Annotated in this window: 18 protein-coding genes; 11 read left to right on the forward strand and 7 right to left on the reverse strand. The window is 67.2% G+C overall.

Annotation, left to right across the window (positions count from 1 at the left end; translation table 11 throughout):
* Positions 1-204: 204 nt before the first annotated feature.
* Positions 205-1,518 carry a histidine--tRNA ligase gene (hisS, locus tag HMPREF1868_RS00875; RefSeq protein WP_062529555.1) on the forward strand — a complete coding sequence of 438 codons (1,314 nt, stop codon included), beginning with the start codon at positions 205-207 and terminating at the stop codon, positions 1,516-1,518.
* A gap of 50 nt (positions 1,519-1,568) precedes the next feature.
* Here hisS and HMPREF1868_RS00880 read toward each other — a convergent pair whose 3' ends face one another.
* Positions 1,569-2,972: a Na+/H+ antiporter NhaC family protein gene (locus tag HMPREF1868_RS00880; RefSeq protein WP_062529556.1), complete on the reverse strand. Its 1,404-nt coding sequence runs from the start codon at positions 2,970-2,972 to the stop codon at positions 1,569-1,571.
* A 157-nt stretch (positions 2,973-3,129) separates the two neighbouring features.
* On the opposite strand from HMPREF1868_RS00880, the gene HMPREF1868_RS00885 reads away from it, so the two are divergent.
* The 7 genes from HMPREF1868_RS00885 to HMPREF1868_RS00915 all read left to right on the forward strand — a co-directional run bounded on the left by HMPREF1868_RS00885 (position 3,130) and on the right by HMPREF1868_RS00915 (position 10,567).
* Entirely contained in the window at positions 3,130-4,065 is a 936-nt protein-coding gene (locus tag HMPREF1868_RS00885; RefSeq protein ID WP_062529558.1) for a LysR family transcriptional regulator, read from the forward strand.
* A 190-nt stretch (positions 4,066-4,255) separates the two neighbouring features.
* Positions 4,256-5,914 (forward strand): D-alanine--poly(phosphoribitol) ligase subunit DltA, encoded by a 1,659-nt coding sequence (gene dltA / locus HMPREF1868_RS00890; protein ID WP_197414906.1) that lies wholly within the window; start codon positions 4,256-4,258, stop codon positions 5,912-5,914.
* Positions 5,915-5,924: 10 nt separating this feature from the next.
* Entirely contained in the window at positions 5,925-7,103 is a 1,179-nt protein-coding gene (gene dltB, locus HMPREF1868_RS00895) for a D-alanyl-lipoteichoic acid biosynthesis protein DltB (protein WP_062529560.1), read from the forward strand.
* Positions 7,096-7,353 carry a D-alanine--poly(phosphoribitol) ligase subunit DltC gene (gene dltC, locus HMPREF1868_RS00900; RefSeq protein ID WP_009277952.1) on the forward strand — a complete coding sequence of 86 codons (258 nt, stop codon included), beginning with the start codon at positions 7,096-7,098 and terminating at the stop codon, positions 7,351-7,353. The genes dltB and dltC overlap by 8 nt, the downstream gene beginning before the upstream one ends.
* Before the next feature lies 1 nt (position 7,354).
* Complete coding sequence (dltD, locus tag HMPREF1868_RS00905; RefSeq protein ID WP_062529562.1) at positions 7,355-8,659, forward strand: D-alanyl-lipoteichoic acid biosynthesis protein DltD; 1,305 nt, start codon at positions 7,355-7,357, stop codon at positions 8,657-8,659.
* A complete protein-coding gene (locus HMPREF1868_RS09665) occupies positions 8,659-8,850 on the forward strand; it encodes a hypothetical protein (protein WP_009277950.1) in 192 nt (63 codons plus the stop codon). Before dltD ends, HMPREF1868_RS09665 begins: the two co-directional genes overlap by 1 nt.
* 79 nt (positions 8,851-8,929) lie before the next feature.
* Positions 8,930-10,567, forward strand: a complete 1,638-nt coding sequence (locus HMPREF1868_RS00915; RefSeq protein ID WP_062529564.1) for a serine hydrolase domain-containing protein — start codon at positions 8,930-8,932, stop codon at positions 10,565-10,567.
* Positions 10,568-10,767: 200 nt separating this feature from the next.
* Here the strand turns inward: HMPREF1868_RS00915 and HMPREF1868_RS00920 are convergent, their stop codons facing one another.
* The gene (locus HMPREF1868_RS00920; protein ID WP_156439366.1) at positions 10,768-11,331 is read right to left on the reverse strand and encodes a hypothetical protein; all 564 of its coding nucleotides are present in this window, start codon (positions 11,329-11,331) and stop codon (positions 10,768-10,770) included.
* 1,126 nt (positions 11,332-12,457) lie between these two features.
* Between HMPREF1868_RS00920 and HMPREF1868_RS00925 the strand changes: the two genes are divergently transcribed.
* A complete protein-coding gene (locus HMPREF1868_RS00925) occupies positions 12,458-13,186 on the forward strand; it encodes an RluA family pseudouridine synthase (protein ID WP_062529574.1) in 729 nt (242 codons plus the stop codon).
* Positions 13,187-13,411: 225 nt separating this feature from the next.
* Complete coding sequence (locus tag HMPREF1868_RS00930; protein WP_062529576.1) at positions 13,412-15,034, forward strand: 4Fe-4S dicluster domain-containing protein; 1,623 nt, start codon at positions 13,412-13,414, stop codon at positions 15,032-15,034.
* Between the two features lie 286 nt (positions 15,035-15,320).
* Here the strand turns inward: HMPREF1868_RS00930 and HMPREF1868_RS00935 are convergent, their stop codons facing one another.
* From HMPREF1868_RS00935 to HMPREF1868_RS00955, 5 genes are all read right to left on the reverse strand, one after another.
* Complete coding sequence (locus HMPREF1868_RS00935) at positions 15,321-15,629, reverse strand: hypothetical protein (protein WP_062529578.1); 309 nt, start codon at positions 15,627-15,629, stop codon at positions 15,321-15,323.
* Positions 15,630-15,887: 258 nt separating this feature from the next.
* Positions 15,888-16,538: an HAD family hydrolase gene (locus tag HMPREF1868_RS00940; protein WP_062529580.1), complete on the reverse strand. Its 651-nt coding sequence runs from the start codon at positions 16,536-16,538 to the stop codon at positions 15,888-15,890.
* A gap of 189 nt (positions 16,539-16,727) precedes the next feature.
* The gene (locus tag HMPREF1868_RS00945) at positions 16,728-17,960 is read right to left on the reverse strand and encodes an ABC transporter permease (protein ID WP_009277943.1); all 1,233 of its coding nucleotides are present in this window, start codon (positions 17,958-17,960) and stop codon (positions 16,728-16,730) included.
* On the reverse strand, positions 17,957-18,688 hold the full coding sequence (locus HMPREF1868_RS00950; protein ID WP_062529582.1) for an ABC transporter ATP-binding protein: 732 nt from the start codon (positions 18,686-18,688) through the stop codon (positions 17,957-17,959). Before HMPREF1868_RS00950 ends, HMPREF1868_RS00945 begins: the two co-directional genes overlap by 4 nt.
* Before the next feature lie 8 nt (positions 18,689-18,696).
* Complete coding sequence (locus tag HMPREF1868_RS00955; protein ID WP_009277941.1) at positions 18,697-20,160, reverse strand: efflux RND transporter periplasmic adaptor subunit; 1,464 nt, start codon at positions 20,158-20,160, stop codon at positions 18,697-18,699.
* A 553-nt stretch (positions 20,161-20,713) separates the two neighbouring features.
* Between HMPREF1868_RS00955 and aspS the strand changes: the two genes are divergently transcribed.
* Entirely contained in the window at positions 20,714-22,489 is a 1,776-nt protein-coding gene (gene aspS, locus HMPREF1868_RS00960) for an aspartate--tRNA ligase (RefSeq protein ID WP_062529584.1), read from the forward strand.
* Positions 22,490-22,580 lie beyond the last annotated feature (91 nt).

The following is a 22,580-nucleotide window of genomic DNA, read 5'->3' on the forward strand; positions in this document are numbered from 1 at the left end:
GATTCAGGCTCGCCTACGGCCCTGGCCCATACGTTGCCGCGCATTCCATCTCTGGAGTGCGCGGCATTCTCGTCTGACCTGCGCCTTCGTCGGATTCGGCGCACGCTGGCGCCGCATTGCGCGCATCCTTCTCGCATGACCGCATGGGGAGGCCGCCGTCTTGGGGATATACTGGCCGTTGCACACGAGCGGAAGGGAAGACCCATGGCACAGAAGATCCAGGGGACCGAGGACCTGTTTGGCGGCTACATGCGCGCCTGGCAGCACATGCAGGACGTCGCGCGCGAGCTCTTTGGCGCCTATGGCTTCGACATGATCGAGACCCCGGCCATCGAGCAGGTGGACACCTTCGTCCACGGCATCGGCGAGTCGACCGACGTCGTGCGCAAGGAGATGTTCCGCGTGGTCTCCGGCGCGCTCATGGAGAACCTGCTCGCCGCCGGAAGCGAGAGGGGCCTCAAGGCCAAGCAGCGCATGGCCATGCGTCCCGAGGGAACCGCCGGCGTCGTGCGCTCGGTGGTCGAGAACAACCTCGTCCCGCAGGGGGCGGCTCCCGCCAAGCTCTGGTATGCCGAGGCGATGTTTCGCGGCGAGCGTCCGCAGAAGGGCCGCCTGCGCCAGTTCCACCAGGTGGGCGTGGAGTGGTTGGGTGCGCCCGACCCGGCGGCAGACGCGGAGTGCATCATCATGCTCATGGAGTTCTACAAGCGCCTGGGCTTCGACCCCGCACGCCTGCGCCTCTCGATCAACTCGATGGGCGACGCCGCCTGTCGTCCCGCCTACCGCCAGATGGTTCGCGACTTCATCCTTGCCCACGCCGACGAGATGTGCGAGGACTGCCTGGAGCGCGCCGAGATCAACCCCCTGCGCAGCTTCGACTGCAAGAACGACTACTGCCGCGAGGTCATGGCCGCGGCTCCGCTTGCCAAGGACAACCTCTGCGACGACTGCCGCACCCACTACGAGCAGGTCAAGCGCTATCTCGACGCCGCGGGCGTCGCGTACGTCGAGGACCCCACGCTGGTGCGCGGCCTCGACTACTACACCCGCACGGTCTTCGAGGTGGAGGCGCTCGACGCGGGCGTCGGCGCCATCGGCGGCGGCGGCCGCTACGACGGCCTCGTCGAGCTCGAGGGCGGCAAGCCCACGCCCGGCATCGGCTTCGCCGTGGGTTTCGAGCGCATCGCCCTGGCCCTCGCCGCCCAGGGCGGCAGCCTCGAGACCCCGGAGGAGGGCTGCGTCTACGTGGCCTGCGCCTCTCCCGAGCAGCGCGGCGCGGTGTTCGAGGCGACGCTGGCCCTGCGCCAGGCGGGCATCCGCAGCGAGGCGGACTACCAGGGCCGCTCCCTCAAGTCGCAGTTCAAGCAGGCGGACAAGTGCCACGCCCGCCTCTGTGTGGTGCTGGGCGAGGAGGAGCTCGCGCGTGGCTTCGCAACGCTGCGCGACATGGAGTCCCACGAGCAGGTCCAGGTGCCCCTGCCCGAGCTCGCCCCCCAGGTGGCCAGCAGGATCGCCTAGGTCCAAGATCCCTGCGCCAGGCGTGGGCGAAGCCCTCGCATCGCCACTTTCTACGAGGCCCCTGCCATCTTGGCGGGGGCCTCGTTCCCCATCAGCCTCGCGTCGTCGCGCGCGTCCAGGCCCAGGGCCCTGCCCCCGCGCTGGAGTGCGAAGCCCGGGTGCCGCTTCTGCCAGAGCGACACGACGAGGGTCCAGAGCGGGATGAGCATGCAGAGGAAGGCGTACGCGGCGCTGCCGACGGGCATGCCTACGAAGGCGCAGAGCCCCACGCAGGAGGTCGTCCAGGGAATGACCGCGGGGATGATGACCGCGCTGCTCGAGAGGTCGAGCGCCAGCGCGCTGCCGTCGCCCTCTATCTCGTCGCAGAGCTGGGCGGTGAGCATGAGCGAGACCACCTGGTCGCAGGCGATGCAGGCGGTGACCACGCTGGTTACGAGGACTCCCGCGAAGGGCGTGGTGCGCCCCGCGAGTCGGCGCACGAAGGCGCGGATGCCCCGGAGGAGGCCCGTCTCCTCGAAGAGGCCGGAGTAGCTGGAGGCCACCGCGACGATCAACGCGATCTCGGTCATGGAGAGGACCCCACCTCCGTTCACCATGCGCCCGATGGCCAGGTTGGAGGTCCTGAAGCCGAAGAGGAGGATGCCCGGGAGCTCCCCCAGGGGGACGTGCTGGGCGAAGACGCAGAGCAGAAGCGCGCTCGCGAGGCTCGCGAGCATGGTGCGCAGGACGCTGAGCTTTGCCAGCGAGAGGACCAGCACGAGCGCGATGGGCGCGAGGACGTACCACGAGAGGTCGAAGGACGTCGCGAAGGAGCCCCTGAACGAGGGGGCCATGCCCGTGCCTCCGGCGGCGGGACCCAGCGCGGCGTAGATCAGGGCGCAGGCGACGACGGGCACGACGGAGATCCTCATCATGCGCCCGAGGTTCTCGTGCAGGCTGCTGCGGGTGATGGTGGAGACGAGCATGGCCGTGCTCGACATGGGCGAGCAGCGGTCCCCCAGGAAGGACCCGCTGATGATGGCCCCGCCCACGATCAGGACGTCCGCGCGCATGGCCGTCGCGATGGTCATGCACACCACGCCCACGGTGGCCGAGGCGGCGAAGGAGCTGCCGGTCAGGGTGGACATGAGGCCGCAGAGCACGAAGGACGCCAGCGGGAGGGTGGAGGGGCTCACGAGGCGGACCGAGAGGCAGGTGACGGCGGGGATGGTCCCGGCCGCGCGCCAGGAGGCGGTGAGCATGCCTATGACCACGAAGAGCACGAGCACCCTTCCTATGGAGAGGGGCCCGCGCGCGGCGACGCGCAGGAGCTCTCCCAGGCGATGCCCCCTGTGGAGGCCGTAGCCCACGAAGAGCGCGAGGCCGCAGGCCAGGGGCACGAGGAGGGAGAGGCCGAGGGCTATTCCCACGGCAAGCGACAGCGCGAACGCCGCCAGGACCAACGCCTCTGCCATCCTCGTCCGCTCCCTCCACCGATGCCTGCCCCTCGCATCCTATGGGTCTCTCACCTGTATTTCAAACTGTTATATTTGATACCTGTAACAAAACTTTCTTGTGAGTTGTGACCGGCTCGCAGGCCCCGTGAGCGCGGTCGCAGAACGGGACGGGGACATGAACTTCCAGACCATGGACTACTTCATCGCGGTGGCGGAGGAGAGGAGCTTCACCCGCGCCGCAGCTCGCCTCTCGGTCACGCAGCAGACGCTCTCGGCCCACATCGCGGGCGTCGAGCGGGAGCTTGGCGTGAGGCTGCTGGAGCGCAGGGTGCCCCTCTCGCTCACCCACGCCGGCGAGGTGTTCCTGGGGTATGCCCGCCGCTTCCAGGGCGAGCGGCGCACCATGGGGCGCGAGTTCATGGACATCGCGGGAGACCAGCGCGGCCTTTTGGGCGTGGGCATCGCGAGCACCCGCGGCCACATGCTCATGCCCGAGGCGGTCTCGCGCTTCCAGGAGCTCAGGCCCGGCATCGACGTGAGGCTCGTCGAGGCCGAGAACCAGGAGCTCGTCGAGCTGCTCCGGCAGGGGGCCGTGGACCTGGTCGTGGCCACGGTGGACGCGGACGAGCCGGGCCTCGTGGTGCGCGAGCTCAGGCGCGAGCGCGTGGTCCTGCTGGTTTCGGAGGGGCTGCTCCGGCAGCTGTTGGGCGGGGGCTGGGAGGCCGTCGCCCGGGAGGTGGAGCGCACGGGGAGCCTGGCTGCGCTCGCGGACTGCCCCTTCATGCTCCTGGGCAGGGGAGACGAGCCGGGCGACCTCTCCCGCAGGATCTTGGGGCGCTCGGGCGTGCCGCCCAGGCCGCGGGTGGAGTCCAAGAACTCCGAGACCCTCGTTGAGCTTGCGGCGCGGGGGGTCGGTGCCTGCTTCGTTCCGGACGACCTGGCCCGGTCGGCGCTCGCGGCGCATCCGGGCTCCGACCTCAGGGCCATCGGGCTGGGGGAGGGGGCGGGCATCTCCGTCAGCCTGGCCTGGAGGGAGTCGCGCCACGTCTGGGGCGTCATCGAGTCCTTCGCGGACCTGCTCGAGGAGCAGGTGTCGGCGGCCAAAGGCTAGGGTGCCTGGCCCCTCTCGCCCGCCCCCCGTCCTGGGGCAAGGTCCCTGCCTGCTCGTTTCAAGGAAAAATTTATCTTGAACGTGCTTTTGTGTCAGACTTCCCTCGAACACGCCGCCTTCACATGCAGCGGAAATACTGCGAGCGTGGATCAAGGACCGACTCCGTGCAAGTAGCGACGAGGGAGTGGCCATGAACGTTACAAAGGACCTGCCGGGCATGTCGCCCGTCGCATCGGCGGCATCCGCGTCCAAGCCGCCTCGGGACACCGTCCAGCCCGCCTCCGCCCAGGGAAACGCGCTCCTGGACGCCGTCATGGCGACGGTGCGCACTGCGCCGGAATCCCCCGCCTACCAGGAGTCGGGTCACGAGGACGTCAGCTACGCGGAGCTCTGGAGGCTCTCGTGCAGGGTCGCGTGGCGCCTTCTGGAAGTTGCCCCCGGACGCGCCCCCGTGGTCGTCTACGCCTCCAAGTCCTACCTCGCCGTCGCCTCCTTCCTGGGCTGCCTCCTGAGCGGACATGCCTTCGTCCCCGTGGACAGCGAGCTGCCGTCATCGCGCGTGCGCGACATCGTGAGCCAGATAGAGGATGCCGCCCTCGCGTGCTGCCAGAACGTGCCGTCGTCCCTCGCGGGCGTGCTGCCCTCCGACCGCATCGTCGACGTGCGCGAGCTTGCCGCCGACGAGGCCGTGTCGGGCAGGGAGGGCGAGCTCCCCGTGCCCCCTCGCGAGGGCTGGGTCCAGGGCGAGCAGACCAACTACGTCATCTTCACCTCGGGCTCGACGGGTCGTCCCAAGGGCATCGAGGTCTCGGCCGCCAACGTCGCCAACTTCATGGGCTGGATGAGGGACTTCCCCGTCGTGTCCGAGGGTGGCCGCGTCTTCCTCGACCAGGCGCACTACTCCTTCGACCTCTCGGAGTACGAGCTCGTGGGGGCGCTCTCGACGGGCGGCTGCCTGCATGCCGTGCCAGGCGAGGTCGCCGCGAGCTACAAGGACCTCTTCGAGGACCTGGCGGGCTCCGGCGTGGAGGTGTGGGTCTCGACCCCCTCGTTCGCGGACCTCTGCCTCGTGGATGGGCGCTTCGACGCCAGCCTCCTGCCAGAGCTCAGGATGTTCCTCTTCTGCGGAGAGGAGCTCAGGCGCCAGACGGCGCAGGAGCTGCGCGAGCGCTTCCCCGACGCCCTCGTGGTGAACACCTACGGGCCCACCGAGTCCACCGTGGCGGTCACCTTCGCCCCGATCGGCGACGAGGAGCTTGCCGGGAGCGCGCCGCTCCCCGTCGGCGTGCCCCGCCCTGGCACCGAGCTCAGGATCGTGGACCACCAGACGGGCGAGCCCTGCCCCGCGGGCGTCTCCGGAGAGATCGTGATCGTGGGCGACACGGTGGCCAAGGGCTACTACCGCAACCCCCAGAAGACCGCCGAGGCCTTCTTCCAGACCACGATGTCGGACGGCAGCCCCACCCGCGGCTATCGCACGGGCGACCAGGGCCACCTGGACGAGGGCGGGGTGCTGCACTGCGAGGGGCGCTTCGACTCGCTGGTCAAGCTCAACGGCTTCAGGATCGAGCTCCAGGAGGTCGAGGGTGCGCTCCTGGAGATGCCGGGCGTGAGCCAGGCGGCGGTTCTCCCCGTCGTACGCGACGGGAGGGTGCGGAGCCTGCGGGCCTTCGTGGTCCTCTCGCGCCGGGACGCCGACGAGGCGGACTTCGACCTCGCCCGCGGCCTGAAGGCGGACCTCGCCGTGCGCCTGCCCTCCTACATGGTCCCTCGCTCGGTGAGGATCCTCGATCGCATGCCCCTCACTCCCAACGGCAAGGTCGACCGCCGCTCCCTCCAGGCCTCCTAGCGGGTGAGAGATGGGCTTCTTCGCAGACCCCAGCTTCTTCGCACTCACGGCCGCGGTCATTGCCGTCGCCGCCGTGCTGGGGCTCAACGGCCGACGGCTTGACCGCCTGGGCCTCGTCGCCTCGCTGCTGCTCGTCGGCTGCCTCGTGGCGGGCCAGCCCGCGCAACTGGTCTCCCTCGCCCTCTTCCTCGTCGTCTCGCTGGGCACGACTCGCTGGCTCATGGCGGACCCCAAGAGCGAGAGGCGCTTCGTGGCGGCCGTCGCCCTCGGCATCCTGCCTCTCGTGACCTACAAGCTCACGGTCTCGTTCGCGTCCACGGCGCTCCTGGGCTTCGCGGGCATCTCGTATGCCACCTTCAAGTCGGTGCAGATCCTCATGGAGGTGCACGACGGGCTCATCGCGCGCGAGGACATGGGCCTGGTCGACCAGCTCAGCTTCCTGCTCTTCTTCCCGACCTTCGACTCGGGTCCCATCGACCGCAGCCGGCGCTTCCTCGAGGACGCACGCCGCATCCCGCCCCGCGACGAGTACGCGGGTATGCTGGCTCGCGGCATCCTCCTCGTCCTGGGCGGCATGGCCTACAAGATGGTGCTCGCCACCCTGGTGCACCGCCTCTACGCCCCCGCGGCCTGGGGGAGCGGCCCCTTCCTCGAGGAGCTGTGGAAGCAGGTCGTGACCTGCTACGCGTATGGCCTCTACCTCTTCTTCGACTTCGCGGGCTACTCGATGATGGCCATGGGCGTGGGCTACTGCCTGGGCGTGCGCGTGCCCCGCAACTTCCGCGCGCCCTTCCTGGCCGAGGACCTCCAGGACTTCTGGAACCGCTGGCACATCACGCTCTCGGCCTGGCTGCGCGACTTCGTGTTCATGCGCCTCTCGCGCTGGCTCATGCGCCGTCACCTCGTGAAGGGACGCCTGCGCACCGCCCAGGTGGCCCTCGTGGCAGACATGTTGCTCATGGGGCTCTGGCACGGAGTCACCTCCGACTACGTGGCGTACGGCCTCTACCACGGAGTCCTCATGGCGGCCACCGAGGGCTTCCACAAGACCGCCTACTACCGCGCCCACAAGGGACAGACTTGGTTCAGACTGGCCTCGTGGGCGATCACCATGCAGCTCGTGTTCTTTGGCTTTGCCCTCTTCTCAGGGCAGGTCTCCCTCGTTCTGAAAGGAGTACTGAATGTCTGACAGCATGCGCAACGACGACGTGGAGGAGCGCCTCCTCGACCTCATGGAGGAGGTCTGCGAGGACCCGGCGGTGCGGGAGCATCGCGACGAGGACCTCTTCGACCTCGGCTTGCTCGACTCGATGGCGGCCGTGGAGCTGCTCGTCGGCATCGAGGAGGAGTTCGGCGTCTCCATCGCACCCACCGAGCTCCCCCGCGAGGAGATGAACACCGTCGACCTGATCCTCGAGCAGGTCAGGAAGAGGCTCTAGGGTGACGGACGCCAACAGGGACGACGCCACGGTCGAGGAAGCCTCCCAGTCTTCGCGCGCAGGACGCTGGCCAGGTCCCGGCCTGCGCCTGCTGCTGGGCGTCGCGGGCGGCCTTCTCGCCTTCTCCGTTGCGGGCCTTGCGGTGGCGGAGCTCGCCTTGCCGAAGAGCGGGCGGGCGGACGAGTCGCGCATCTACGACTACGTGTATGCCAGCGGGAAGTCGGAGAACAGCTCCTTCGTGACCGCGAACATGTCCGCGGGCTCGCGGCTCTGCTTCGGCTCCTCCGAGTTCTACATCTCGAAGGACCTGGTGTCCATGTGCCCCCAGGCCGTCTTCGGCGAGTCGGGCTCCGGCGTGGACATGACCTACGTGGGGGAGGGCTACGACCAGAGCCTCTGGCAGGCGATCGCCGCCGGGGCGTACGCGCGCAAGACGACGAACAAAAAAGTCATGCTCGTGGTCTCTCCCCAGTGGTTCTTCAAGGGCAACGGGGAGCAGTCCAAGTTCTCGTCCAAGTTCAGCTACTCGCTCTACCAGGAGTTCTGTGACAATCCTGACATCTCGGACCAGACCAAGGCCTACGTGCGCCAGCGTGCCCAGGCCCTGGGCGTGGGCACGACGGAGCTGCGTGCGGCCAACGGCGACACCCCCTTGGACCGCCTCAACGCGGTCGCCTACTACCAGTCCGACCAGCTGCGCCTGCGCTCCAAGCTCTCCAACGTGATCTCGCTCGCCCCGAAGAAGAGCGTGCTGCGCGCGTCGGGCGAGTCGACGGGCGAGCCCGACTGGGCCGCCCTGCTCGCCCAGGCCGACGCGGAGGGCGCCCAGCGCTGCACCAACAACGACTATGGCGTCTATGACGCGTACTGGGAGAAGAACTCCCAGTACGACCCCGAGTGGTACCAGAACTTCCACGAGGCTGACGACGAGTACGCCGACCTCGCCTGCCTGCTCAGGGTGTGCAAGGAGGCGGGCTTGGAGCCCCTGGTGTGCATCCTTCCCGTGCACGGGTCGTGGTACGACCGCTCCAACGTGAGCCAGGACGAGCGCCAGTACTACTACCAGCGCATCCGTGGCATCTGCGACGAAGCCGGCTCCGCATACGCGGACTTCTCGAGCTGCGAGTACGAGAGGTACTTCCTCTGCGACACGGTGCATCCCGGCTGGCGTGGCTGGGTGCGGATCGAGGAGTCCTTCTACCACTTCGTCAACGGAACCAAGGACGCCTTCCTGGGCGGAGCGGGCTACGGCAGCGCCGAGGGACTCACGTCCGAGCGGGCGACGCAGGCAGGGGAGGGCGCCTGATGTCCGGCAAGGGAGGGAAGGGCCCTCTCGCCCGCTCCAAGGCCTGGCTGATCGACCATGCCGCCGGGCATGGCACGCTCGTCGCCGTGGCGGCAGGCTGCCTTGCCTTCGCACTTCTGGCGGTCCTGCTGTGGTTCCTCGTCTTCTCGGGCCTCAACGGGCCGGTGCAGTTCGTCTATGCGGGCTTCTAGCTTCATGGGCGTCCTTGGAGATGGGAAGGCGGCTCCTGCGGCGTGCAGGGATCCCCGGCGATGGATTCGCGGGGTTCTGGTGCTTGCCTTGGCGATTGCCGTCGTGCTTGGCGAGGGGGAGCTCGCCGGGCTCCTGCGCGCCGTGGGGGTGGTACCCGGCTCGTACCGCGTTGCCAGCGGCAGCAGCCAGATCGAGGTTCAGACCGATGCGTCGACCGACAGGGGTTCGGGCGTCTCTGACGGAGGGTCGGACGCGAGCTCCGACGCCGACTCTGGCCTCGACGTCGACCCGCAGGAGGCCTTCCCCTTCGCCCGAGGCGACGACGAGGGCCTCGTCCTTCCCTCGGGGGGCGGCGGCGATGCCCAGGTTGACCCCGGCAGCACCCCAACGCAGGCCGAACTCGCCGAGCTCATGGACGCCTACCTCGACCAGAACTTCCCCCGGACCGGCGTGCCCGGCGTCGCCGTCGCGGTGGTGAGCGCCCGGGGAACGTTGTACGAGCGGACGTTGGGAGACTGCGCCAGCACGAGCTCGACCTTCGTGATCGGCTCGCTCTCGAAGTCGTTCACGGCCGTCGCGGTGATGCAGCTCGTGGAGGCGGGCCAAGTCGACCTGGACGATCCCATTGGCTGCTATGTGGCGGACGCTGGTCTGCCCGACTCCGTCACCGTCCGGTCACTCCTCAACCAGACGAGCGGATTCGGCTACTACGACTCCCCCGCGGACGCCTGGCCGGGAGCCTCGGCGGGAAGCTTCTCGTACTCCAACGCGAACTACGACCTCCTGGGCCGGCTCGTCGAGGCCGTCAGCGGCATGAGCTATGGTGACTACCTAGGGGAGAGGGTCTTCGCCCCCCTGGGAATGTACGACGCGTCCGCCTATGGCTCGGACGACGCCCGTGCCGGCGAGGCCGCACAGGGCTCCGTGCCGGGGCACCGCAACTGGTTCGGGCTCAATCTGGCAGACGGATACCTGCATCAGGACGGCGACCACGCCTGGGGCGGGCCCTCGTCCGGCTACGTGCGCGCCAGCCTGAGCGACATGGAGAGCTACCTGCGCATGTACCTGCGGGGCGGCTCCGGCGTCCTGAATCCCTCCTCCGTGCGGGCGCTCGCCCTGAGTCGCGTGCCTGACCCCTACGGCGACACCTACTACGGCATGGGCTGGACCACCTTCGGCTGGGACGGCGGAGAGCTCGTGATGAGCCACGACGGCCAGGTCGAGAACTACGTCGCTCGCATGATGGTGCTGCCCTCTCGCGGAATCGCCCTCGTCGTGCTGGGCGACGCGAGCGACTACTTCGGAGGCAACGAGGCGTTCTGGCAGATGGCCGACGGCGTCACCTTCATCGCCGTGGGTGGCGGCGGCGTGGAGGTGGACGGTGGCGAGAGGCTGTGGCTCCATGCCCAATACGATGCCCTCTACCTTGTGATGGTTGGTCTCTCCCTGGCGAGCCTCCTCGGGCTGAGGGGTTGGGCGCGCAGGCTCGGGGCGGCTTGGTCCGAGGGGAGGGCGCGCGACTTCCTGGCCTGGGACCTCGTGGCGTACGGCCTTCTCCCCCTGAGCCTGTTGTGGGTGCCGAGGCTCTATGGCGCCCCATGGGGGGACTTCGCGACCTTCGTCCCGGATGCCAGCGCGGTCATCCTGGCCACGGTCGCGCTGCTGCTGGCATCGGGTGCCACGAGGCTCTCTCTGGCCCTGCGCAGCCGAACTTGATACGGCTCAGTTTGTCGGTACGAGTCCGTTTGTCGGTACTATTGCAGGCGAGAAATACCGACGATCTAACCCAATTCGGCACTTTGAGGGCATATGCGTTCGTTTGTCGGCACCTCATTGCTCGGAAAGTACCGACAATTCAGCTCAGGTCGGGAGCCGACGTCTTATCGAAGTCGGCTTGGCGGTAGTGCCCTCCTGGCTCACAGCTGATGCCTATGTGGATTGAACAACCAGCGCCTCAGCCTGTCTCTCGCTTGCGTGGTTTCGGCTCCACCGTCCAAGACGGCTTTTCCAAGGTAGCTGGCGAGCTGCCTCGCCTTCGTGTCAAAGCGAGGGAAGGACGTCGTGTCCCTGCCACAGAACACTACCAGCTTCCATCCCGCCGCCTGTATGCGGCTCCAGCGGTCCTTGTCGTCAAGCACCTTGTCTGCGTCAAAGACGACTTCGCCCGATTCGAGGCGCCTTCCACCATGTGGCGCGAACCCGTCATATTCAACCACGACGCGTTCCTTCGGGTATGCAAGGTCGGCAATGCAGGAGCCAGCTCGCATGCCTGCCCCCAGATCCAAAGGGTGATTGAGCAAGGGGGTGCCCATGCCATATCCACCCAGCTTGGATGGCAGGTCGAGGGCAAGGTGGAGGGCGCTCTCACGTGGCGATCTGGCACCGTCGAGCACCCAACGCAAGGCGCGCCTGGATGCCACGATACCGTGCATGCCTTTCGACTCATTTAAAAACTCATGCAATCGGGCGACATTTGTCAAGGATGGCCTCCCCTCGCATCCAGCATCTAGCCGAGGGACTCGTCCCCTCTCCCCATGTTCGAGCTCCGTCTGGCCTTGCGGGGCGAGGTCACCCCTCACGTAGCTTCCGCAGAGCTCCATTCCAAGCTCGATTTTTGGCAGAAGCGCCCTCCCGTTGCCAAGCTGCAGGAAGATGAGCTCGGGTGATGCGAGGCGGACGTCCGTGTTCGGAATCCGGAACAAGGATCCCGACGGGAGAGTGGAGCGACATACCCGTACCTTTGCGCCCCTCATTCGATGTGACTTGTTCTTGTGGTCTACCAGGAGTTCGAATGGGCGCGCGCATCTTTGGACAACGCCAGGGAGCTGCGTCCTTGGTTCCAGGTCTCGGTGGCATCCACCCTCGTCGGGGATGGCTCCTGCAAGGAGAAGAGACTGGACTGCCGCGACAAGCTCTCTTGATGAAGCGGCGGAGTCAACGAGGCTGGTGCACGTGCAGCTGATGGGCATCGCGCATAGCCCCAGGGATGCGCGTCGCCAGATGTCAAGTGCCGTTCGTCCTCCCAGGTAGATGGCCACGTTATTCTCCTCGTCTTCTGCTGTGCGCGATGGGGTACAGCTAGCTCGTTGCCGCGTGCGGCGGGACGTGGGTAGCTCGCACGCCAAGGTACCGGCTCGCTTTGCCAGAGAATAGGATTCTGAGCAGGTGATTTCCTGCATATGGCTGGCACCAGCCTGCAGGGTATGCTGCTGGGCCCATACCGTTCACGGAACCGAGGGCAGCTTGGAAGGGTCGCACGACTGGCGAGAGTTTGGCAGTTTGGGGCGAAGCGTCAGGCTCGTCCACAAGTTCTACCAAAATTCATGTCGCCGTGGTCCATGGCTGAGGGGTGATACGACCTGCCGGCAAACAAGAAGACGCTGTGCAGTAGTAGCTCAACTTGCCTGTTTGTCGGCAGAGAAAGACCGATAAACAGATCACATCATTGTCATATGAGTTATTTTGGCGCGTTTGCCGGTATATCGTGGTCAAGAATGTACCGACAAAAATGAAAGGCATGTACGTCTAGCACCCGGCAGGTGAGATTTGCCGGATGATGTGCCCTCGCCAGCTGGCAGGGGCCGACCGGCGGGAGGGGAGAGGAACGTGGGCAAAGAGCTCGAGCTCATCTACCAGGACCAGTGGCTCGCCGCGGTGGACAAGCCCCAGGGCATCCTGGTTCATGGCGACGGCAGCGGCGCCCGCACCCTCACGGACGATCTGCGCGAGCTCCTCGAGGCCCAGGGGACGGACGCCAGTGGCCTGCAGCCCGTCCAGAGGCTGGACGTCGACACCTCGGGACTCGTGCTCTTCTCGCTTGACAAGATGACCCAGCCCAGGTTGGATGCCCTCGTGGCCATGCGTGGCATCCGCAAGTGCTACGTCGCCCTGGTGGAGGGGCGCTTTCCCACAGGGACGCGCGACATCGAGCTCCCCCTGGGCCGCGACCGCCACGACGCCCGTCGCATGCGCGCGAGCCGCGGCGGCAAGCCCTCCCACACCCGCGTGAGGCTGCTGGGCACGGACGGCCATCGCTCCCTCGTGGCCGTCGAACTCCTGACGGGACGTCGCCACCAGATACGCGTCCACCTCTCTCAACTCGGCTTCCCCCTGGTGGGGGACGTGCTCTATGGCAGCAGGTCCGGTCGCGCCACTCCCCGCAGTGCCCGGAGCCGCAACGCGGGTCCGGAGCCCTCGCTCATGCTGCACGCCATCGAGGAGGAGCTCGACCATCCCGTGACGGGCGAGCACCTGCGCCTCTCGACCGCCTGGCCCGCCCGCTTCGAGGAGGCCTTCCCCAAGGGAGAGGACCTCTGGCTCCGCCGCCGCGGCTAGCACAGGGCCGAGGGGCGGCCGTGCCACCTGTGCGGGGCGCCCAGGAGAGGACCTCTGGCTCCGCAGCCGCGGCTAGCACCCTCGCGGACGCCTGCCTGTGGCCCGCCTGTCCACGTGGTTCTCGCTTTGATGCATACTGGTGGGGCAGCCCGATGGGGCGCACGCCGGCGGGGGCCGGCTCAGGAGGGGACGCCGGTTCGTCCGGCGCACGCGAGAGAGGTTCCTATGGCCGGCAGCATGCGTGGCGTGTACACCAACCTTACCGAGATTCGTCGCAACGTCTTCCGCGAGGTGGCAAAGGTCTGCTACGCGATGGGGGACGACCCCGGCAAGACCGACAGCGACATCGACGATGCCTTCGACGAGCTGCCGTTCAAGATTCTCCCCGGCGACGTCGCGACCTACCGCGAGAGCGTCTTCCTCGAGCGCGCCATCATCGGCGAGCGCATCCGCCTCGCCATGGGCCTTCCCCTGCAGGGCGTCGAGCGCCCGGCACGCATCTCGGACGGCTTCAAGGAGGCCGAGACGGCGGACCTCGCCTACTACGAGCCTCCTCTGATCAACGTGATCAAGTTCGCCTGCAACGCGTGCAAGGACAACGTCTACGAGGTCACCAACACCTGCCAGGGCTGCCTCGCCCACCCCTGCCGAGAGATCTGTCCCAAGAACGCCATCTCGTTCGTGGACAAGCGGGCGTTCATCGACCAGGACGCCTGCATCCACTGCGGCATGTGCGCCAAGACCTGCCCCTACCAGGCCATCCATCACCACGTTCGTCCCTGCGCCGCCGCCTGCGGCATGAACGCCATCGGCTCCGACGAGCACGGGCGCGCCGACATCGACTACGAGAAGTGCGTGAGCTGCGGGCAGTGCCTGGTCAACTGCCCCTTCGGCGCCATCGCCGACAAGAGTCAGATCGCCCAGGTCATCTGGGCCATACATTCGGGCCAGGAGGTCATCGCCGCCGTCGCCCCCTCGTTCGTGGGCCAGTTCGGGGGCAAGGGCAACGTGGGCAAGCTGCGCGAGGCATTCAAGCTCCTGGGCTTCTCGGGCGTGGAGGAGGTTGCTCTGGGCGCCGACCTCTGCACCATGCAGGAGGCGGAGGACTTCCTCGAGGAGGTTCCCGACAAGCTGCCCTTCATGGGCACGAGCTGCTGTCCCGCCTGGTCGGTCATGGCCAAGCGCGAGTTCCCCGAGCATGCCAACTGCGTCAGCATGGCGCTCACGCCCATGACGCTCACCGCCCGCATGATCCGCGCACAGCACCCCAACGCCAAAATCGTCTTCGTGGGCCCCTGTGCCGCCAAGAAGCTCGAGGCCATGCGCAGGAGCGTGCGCAGCGAGGTCGACTTCGTCCTCACCTTCGAGGAGATGGCCGGCATGATGGCCTCAAAGGACATCGACTACCTGAGCCTCGAGGACGACAACAAGAGCGACTTCGACGTTGCCAGCACGGATGGCCGCAACTTTGCCGTGGCGGGCGGCGTCGCGAACGCCGTCGTCAACGCCATTCATCGTCGCTACCCCGACCGCGTGGTCAACGTCGTCAACGCGGAGGGCCTGGACGAGTGCCGCAAGATGATGAAGGACGCCGTGAAGGGCAAGTACCCTGGCTACCTGCTCGAGGGTATGGCCTGCCCAGGCGGATGCGTCGCCGGCGCCGGCACCCTCGTGGCCATCAACAAGTCTGCGGCGGCGGTCAAGCGCTACGCCAAGAAGTCCCCGCACGTGAACGCGACGGAGAACTCCTACCGCATGCTCCTTCCCATGCTCGAGAAGGGCTTCACCAAGGAAGACGAGGACCTGGAGGTCGCGGAGAGCCGCGAGGCGCAGGAGCCCAAGCGCTAGGGGTCGTCATCTGCGGCCGCCCGGTTCGAGCGCCAGAAGAAAGGGAGCGCCAGAAGAAAGGGAGAGGGCCGCGCAGACCAATCGTGGAATGCGCGGTCCTCTCGCCTTTGTCCAGGTCAGGCGAGAATGACGCGCAGTCCGTTGCTGTTCTGCGCATCCAGCCCGCAGGCTTCCCCCGCGGTCGGCCTTGGGACCTTCCGACCGCTGTGGTCGCGCGCAAGAAAGGACCGCGCTGCCAGCTGGCAGACGCGGTCCGATGCGTGCTATCGCGAACGAGGGGAGGGGCCTAGGGCTCCTTGACGCCGCTCACAGAGGCATAGAACTTGGCGGAGTCGAAGACGTCCTTGATGGTCTTGCCGTGCATGAACGGAAGGGAGAGGAACTCGTCGACGGTCGGCACGAGGTCGCTGCAGTCGACGAAGTGGTTCTTTGAGTTGCGCCGGCTGGTGTCCTGCGCGCGCCACGCCTCGAAGTTGACGTCGGTGAGGTAGTAGACGTCGTTGTCGACCTTCATGTACACGGAGTGGTTGCTGTGCAGGTAATCGGCCAGCTCGTCGTAATTTATCTCGAGCTCCTCAGCTGCCTTCTTGCCCATATCGCATCCTTTCTCGAAGGAATACTGCCAACGGTGCTGCTGAAAAAATAGTACCGCCCCGCGGCCGCTCCCATTCGCCGGTTCGCGATGCTTTAGGCAAACGTGGCCTAGGGACGTGCGGGTGGGGGAGGCTTGACCCGTCACCGGCACGAGGCCGTAATGGTGCGGGGTTGCCGTCGGCGTAAGGCCTCTGGTCGGTCCTGCATCGAACCTGGTGTCGTCTCCACCCCTCTGCCGAGGGATGACGCCCCCTCGGCATCAGAACAGGATGGCCTCGGCAAGCTCCTCGGTCGTGCACACGATCGTGGTGGCGCCCTGGGCGCGCAGCCAGCCCACGTCCCTGAAGCCCCAGCTCACGGCGATGCAGTCGACGCCCGCGTTCCTTGCCGTCTGGAGGTCCACCTCGGAGTCGCCTACGTACACCACCCGCTCCGGCCGGCATCCCAGCTGGGACATGACCGCCAGGAGGGAGTCGGGTGCGGGCTTGCGCCTCACGTCGGGACGCTCGCCCACGACCGCGTCGAAGAGGCCGCCGAAGTAGGTCGCCACCAGGTCCTGGACGGCCGAGTCGGGCTTGTTGGACACGACGGCCCTCAGCACCCCCTCGCCCGATAGGATGCGCAGCAGCTCCCCGACCTGCGGGTAGGGGGCCGTCAGCTGGGCGTTGTGGCGGGCGTAGTGCTCGCGGAAGGTCGCGAGCGCCCGTGCCTCCTGCTCCTCGGGCGTTCCCTCGGGGACGCTCAGGTGGACGAGACGGGCCACGCCGTTTCCCAGGAAGGCCCTCACGTCGCTCCGGGAGCGCGCGGGCAGTCCCTCGGAGGCGAGGGCGAAGTTGACCGAGGCGTGCAGGTCGTCGAGGGTGTCGAGCAGGGTTCCGTCCAGGTCGAAGATGGCCGCCTCGTATGCCATGTCCCTGCCTTCCTCCGCGTCCCGCGGTTTCTCCTACCGCCCTGAGTATAGGCTCCCGACGTGGGGCAGGAGCCCACCGCCAGGTCCCGCCACAAGGCGAGGCCCCCGCGTCTCCGGCAGGGCGCCGGTCGCGGGGGCCTCCAAGGGGTGCTCGCGGGCGAGAGGGGCGGTTCGCCCTCGCTGCGATTCCTACTGGAAGTGCAGGGACTCCACCGGGTCCAGGCGTGCGGCGTGACGGGCGGGATAGAAGCCGAAGAGGATGCCGATGGCGACGCAGATGCTCGTCGCCAGGGTGACGGCGGTGGGTTCTATGACGGGCGTGATGCCGCCGGAGCCCCCCATGCCGCTCATGATGCCCACTCCTGCCACCTTGGCCAGCCCGAAGGCGCCGGCATAGCCCAGGACGATGCCGATGACGCCGCCAGCGAGGCAGAGGCAGATCGACTCGAGCAGGAATTGCTTGGTGATGTCGGACCTCTTTGCGCCCAGCGCCTTTCGCAGGCCTATCTCGCGGATGCGCTCGGTGACGTTGGTGAGCATCATGTTCATGATGCCTATGCCGCCCACGACGAGGGAGATGCTCGCGACGGTCGTCATGAGCAGCTGGAAGGCGAGCATGGTCGAGTTGAGCTGGTCTGCGATCTGCTTCATCGAATAGACCATGATGCCGCCGCCCGTCCCCCCCTCGGAGCTCGCGTCCTGTTGGACGTGGTAGTGGGCCTCGAGTGTGGACTTGGTCGACTTCACGAGCTGGTCCACGTCCACGCCGTCGCGGGCAAACGCCACGATCTGGTCGACGGTCTGGCTTCCGGTGATGCGGGCGCAGCAGGTGGTGCGGGGGACGTACACCGTGATGCCGTTGCCTGTCGCCGCCCCCGTGGCGGGCAACACGCCGATGACGGTGTAGTCGTCGTTGCCCAGGCGGACCGTCCTTCCCACCGCCTCCGCGTCGGCGTCGCCGAAGAGGAGGCCCACGGCGTTCTGGTCTATGACGACGACGGTCGACATCCTGTCCAGGTCATCGGACGAGACGAGCCTGCCCGAGCTGGCATGTCTGCTCTGAGCCTGGAAGAACTCGGGGCTGACGCCCATCACCTGGGCGTTGGTCTGCTTCTTCTGCGTGGTGACGTCCGCCGATCCGTACGAGATGCCCGTGACGAACTCGTAGTCGGGAAGCGCCTGGGCGATGTAGCCAACGTCCTGCTGGGTAATGGGGTCACCCGTGTAGACGGAGATGTACACTGCCTTGGCCTGTGTCAGCCCCAAACTGCTCACCAGCGCCTTCTTGATGCCGCCAATCAGCGCGGTCATGGCGATGACGGCGCTGATCCCTATGACGATGCCCAACACGGTGAGAAGCGAGCGGCCCCGGTTGGCGTCGAGCGCCTCCCAGGTCTCGCTGGCAAGGTCGCGTGCCCTCACGTGAGCCCCCTTCCTCCGGTGCTGCTGTGACGGACGAGCTCGCGCTCCTGCGCGTCGGTGAGGAGCCTGCCGTCCCTGATGTGGACGGTGCGGTCGGCCCAGGCCGACACCTCTGGGTCATGGGTGATGAGCACGATGGTCTTCCCCTCCTCCCGCAGGCGGCGGAAGGTCCCGAGGACCATGTCGCCCGTGGCGGAGTCGAGGTTGCCGGTCGGCTCGTCTGCCAGGATGAGCGCCGGGTCGTTGACCAGGGCGCGGGCGATGGCGACGCGCTGCATCTGCCCGCCCGAGAGCTCGTTGGACTTGTGGTCGAAGTACTGCTCGGGAAGCGAGACCGCGGCGAGCGCTCGGATGGCACGCTCCTCTCGCTCGCGCACGGGGCAGTCCGAGTAGATGAGCGGGAGCATGACGTTGCGCAGCACCGTGGAGCGGGGCAGCAGGTTGAACGACTGGAACACGAAGCCGATGCGCGTGGCGCGCAGCTCTGCCAGCTCGTCGTCGTCCAGGGTGGACACGTCGGTCCCCTCCAGGAGATAGGTCCCGGAGGTGGGGGTGTCAAGGCATCCCAGGGTGTTCATGAGGGTCGACTTGCCCGAGCCCGAGGGACCCATGATGCAGAGGAACTCGCCGCGCCTGACCTGGAGCGACACGCCTCTCAGGGCATGGGTCAGCCCCGCTTCGGTCTCGTAGATGCGGTGTATGTCGCGAACGTCGAGTACGAGGTCCATCGTTGCCCCTAGTACATGATGCCGGCGCCGGCCATGGCTCCGGAGTCGTCGTCGGAGCTTCCGCCGCTCGTGCCCAGGAGGACGAGCTCGCCCTCCTTGAGGCCCTCCACCACGGCGTCACTGGAGTTCTGTGCGACGACCTTGACCTCGCGCTTCTCGCTCGATGCGATGCTGGAGCCGTCGTCCGAGAGCTTGACGACCTCGACCGTGCACGTGTCTCCCTCCCCGGGGGTGAGGGCGGTCGCCGGGACGGTCAGGGCGTTGGGGATGCTCTGGGTGGTTATGGTGGCGTTTGCCGTCATGCCTGGCTTGAGGCTCGGGTCGGGGCTGGGGATGAGCACCTCCACCGAATAGGTGACCACGCCGTAGCCGCTCCCGCCGCTGTCGCCGCTTCCGGTCGAGACGGTGGCGATGCGGGTAACCTCGCCCTCCATGTTGAGCTCGGGGAGGGCCGAGAAGCTCACGCTCGCCTTCTGGCCGACGGCGAGCTTCGAGATGTCGACCTCGTTGACCTGGGCGGTGACCGTCATCTGGGAGACGTCGGCGATTTGCACCAAAGGACCGGAGCCAGCCTGCCCGGTGCCGCCGGCGGTCCCTCCCGCAGAGGCACCTGCCACCGCGTTGACCGCCACTACGCTGCCGGAGCAGGGAGCCTTGACCGTCCGCTTGGACGTGTTGGCCACGGCCTCGTTGTAGGCGTCGTTCGCGCCCTCGAGCGAGATGCGTGCGCCCTCGAGGCTGGACTGGGCGCTCTCGACCTCGGCGTACACCTGGTCGGGATGGGTCATGCCCTTCTGGGTCTCGGCGTCCGGGGCGCTGTTCCATGCGTCAAGCGCCTTGTTGTAGGAGTCCCAGGCGTTGTCGAGGGTGGTCTGGGCGCTGTTGACGCCGTTCTGGGCGCTTCTCACCTGCTGCGACGCCTCGCGCACTGCCTTGTCGAGGGAGTCGTTCTTGAGGGTGAAGAGCACGTCGCCCTCGCTCACCACCGAGCCCTCCTTCACCTGCACGTCCTCTATGATGCCGTCGACCTCGGGGGTGACGATGGTGGACGAGAGGGGCTGCGCCTTGCCCGAGGCGCTCACCGTGCTCGAGAAGTCCTGCTTTGTGACGGGTGCCGTTATGGGGGTCGCCTGCTGTGCCCCCTGCGCCGCGAGCTGCCTGGAGATGGCGATGCCGCCTGCGATGACGGCAACGATACCTACGGCGACGCCCACCTTGACGAGGCGCTTGCGCCTGCGCTTGGCACGACGCTCCTTGGCCTTCTGCATGGCGAGGGCGGTCTGGCGCTCGAGCTCCGCGTCGACGTCGCCGTCATCGGTTCCTGCGGCACCGATGACCGGAGGGATGTCCGGGAGGTCCACCCGGGCGGTCTGCCCGAGATGGGCGGCGGGCTGCCGCGCATCCTCTCCCAGGGGGCTCTTGGGAGCTCCGGGCCGGCTGGTGTTCGAGTCGGTGGAATCGTCTAGAGGCATCTTTGCTCCATTCCGCACAGGACGCCGCAAGGCGTCACGCGTTGCATGTGCTCGCACGGATCATGGGTGGTAATTAAATCAGAAATCTACCTGACCCCCCGGCCCGTGGCAACGACCTGGGAAGAGAAATAAGCAAAGCTTAAGACTGTCTTTCTCCCTTGCGTCGCGAGGGCGCATTGCCATGGCAACAAGGTGGTCAAGTGATGAGAGTTACCATAACCTAATTTTTTGGCTGGCACGCAGGCAAAAGGTCGCAAGACCCGCACCGCACTCACGGATCGCGGGCACGTTCAGTGCCGGCATCGACGAGAGGATCGACTCGTTCGTCTACTACCTCCGCTGAGCCGGTGGGCTCGCATCGCTGCTTCGTTCATGACACGCGCGCTCCGCCGCCTGCGTGCGGGCGTGGTGGCGCATCGGGCAACTAGCGGCCACGGTGTGGCCCGATGCTGCTAGACTGGCGTGTTGCGCGCGCTGGCGCCGTCTACGCCGGGACGCCGTCATCTGTAGGTCCGCCCGCAACGGCACGGGGCGGAAGAGGCGAGAGGAACCCATGGACTCACACAGCATGCACACCCACACCTGCGGCGAGCTCCGCACCTCCGACATCGGCTGCGAGGTCACCCTCACGGGCTGGGTCTGGCACCGTCGCGACCACGGCGGCATGGTCTTCGTCGACCTGCGCGACCGCGAGGGCCTGACGCAGGTCTCGTTCGACCCCGACCACGCGGGCGGCGATGCCTTCCACGTGGCGGAGGCCATCCGTCCCGAGTGGCCCATCAAGGTCCAGGGCGTCGTGCGCGAGCGTCCCGAGGCGAACAAGAAGGTGGCGACCGGCCAGATCGAGGTCCTGGCCGCGAGCATCGAGGTTCTCAACCGCTCCAAGACCCCCGCCTTCCAGATCGAGGACCAGCTCGACATCTCCGAGGACATCCGCCTGCGCTACCGCTACCTCGACCTGCGCCGGCCCAGCATGATGGGGCGCCTGCGCCTGCGCTCCGACTTCACCTTCGCCCTGCGCGAGGCCCTGCACGGCCGCGAGTTCATGGAGGTCGAGACCCCCGCGCTCTTCAAGTCGACCCCCGAGGGAGCCCGTGACTTCCTGGTGCCCAGCCGTACCCAACCGGGCCATTTCTACGCCCTGCCGCAGTCCCCGCAGCTCCTGAAGCAGCTGCTCATGGTGGGTGGCGTCGAGCGCTACTACCAGGTCGCCAAGTGCTTCCGTGACGAGGACCTTCGCGCCGACCGCCAGCCCGAGTTCACGCAGGTGGACATCGAGATGAGCTTCGTCGAGCAGGACGACGTCATGGGCGAGCTCGAGGAGGTCCTGGCCGACGCCTTCTCCAAGGTCGGGGTCAGGATGGAGCTCCCCCTGCGGCGCATCGGCTACTGGGACGCCATGGACCGCTATGGCAGCGACAAGCCCGACACTCGCATCGGGATGGAGATCCACGACGTGAGCGAGGTCTTCTCGGCCTCGAAGTTCAAGCTCTTCGCGAGTGCCGCCGCCGACCCCAAGGCCCACGTCAAGGCCATCTGCGCCAAGGGTGCGGGCAGCTGGGCACGCTCCAAGATCGACCGCCTCTCCGAGGTCGCGGCGGGCTTCGGCGCCAAGGGCCTGGCCTACCTCGCCTTCCATGAGGACGGCAGCCTGAAGAGCCCCATTGCGAAGTTCCTCTCGGATGAGGAGCTCCAGGGCGTTCGCGAGGAGCTCGCCGTCGAGCCGGGCGACCTCGTGCTCTTTGCGGTGGGCAGCCGCCTCGAGGCCGACCAGATCCTGGGCGGCATGCGCAACCACATGGCCGACGCCCTCGACCTGCCGCGCGAGGGTCACGACTTCCTCTGGGTCGTCGACTTCCCCCTCTTCCACTGGGACGAGGAGCGCAACGCCTTCGCGGCGGAGCACCAACCCTTCACCCAGCCAATCGAGGACCAGCTCGGCCTGCTTGCGAGCGAGGACCGCGACGAGGTCCTCTCCATCGGCTCGCACACCTACGACTTCGTCATGGACGGCTTCGAGGCGGGCGGCGGCGGCATGCGCATCCACGACGCCGAGCTGCAGATGCGGATCCTGCGCCTGCTGGGCTTCGATGACGAGCGCGCCAAGGAGCAGTTCGGCTTCCTGATGGAGGCCCTCGAGTTCGGCGCGCCCCCCATGGGTGGCTTCGCTCTGGGCCTCGACCGCGTCTGCATGCTGCTGGCCGGCTCCGACTCCATCCGCGACGTCATGGCCTTCCCCAAGACCACCTCGGGCTCCGACCTCATGAGCGACGCGCCCGGCGAGGTCAGCGACCGCCAGCTCAAGGAGGTCTCGCTGAGGCTCCTCTAGCCCTGCTCTCCGGGGTGGCGAGAGTCGCGTCAGCCCTTGTCATTCTGTGTCTTCGGGGCGGGTGGGCCATCCATCCGCCCCTTTGCTATGG

Origin of the sequence: Olsenella sp. DNF00959 (assembly GCF_001553055.1) — a bacterium.
Lineage (GTDB): Bacteria > Actinomycetota > Coriobacteriia > Coriobacteriales > Atopobiaceae > Olsenella_I > Olsenella_I phocaeensis.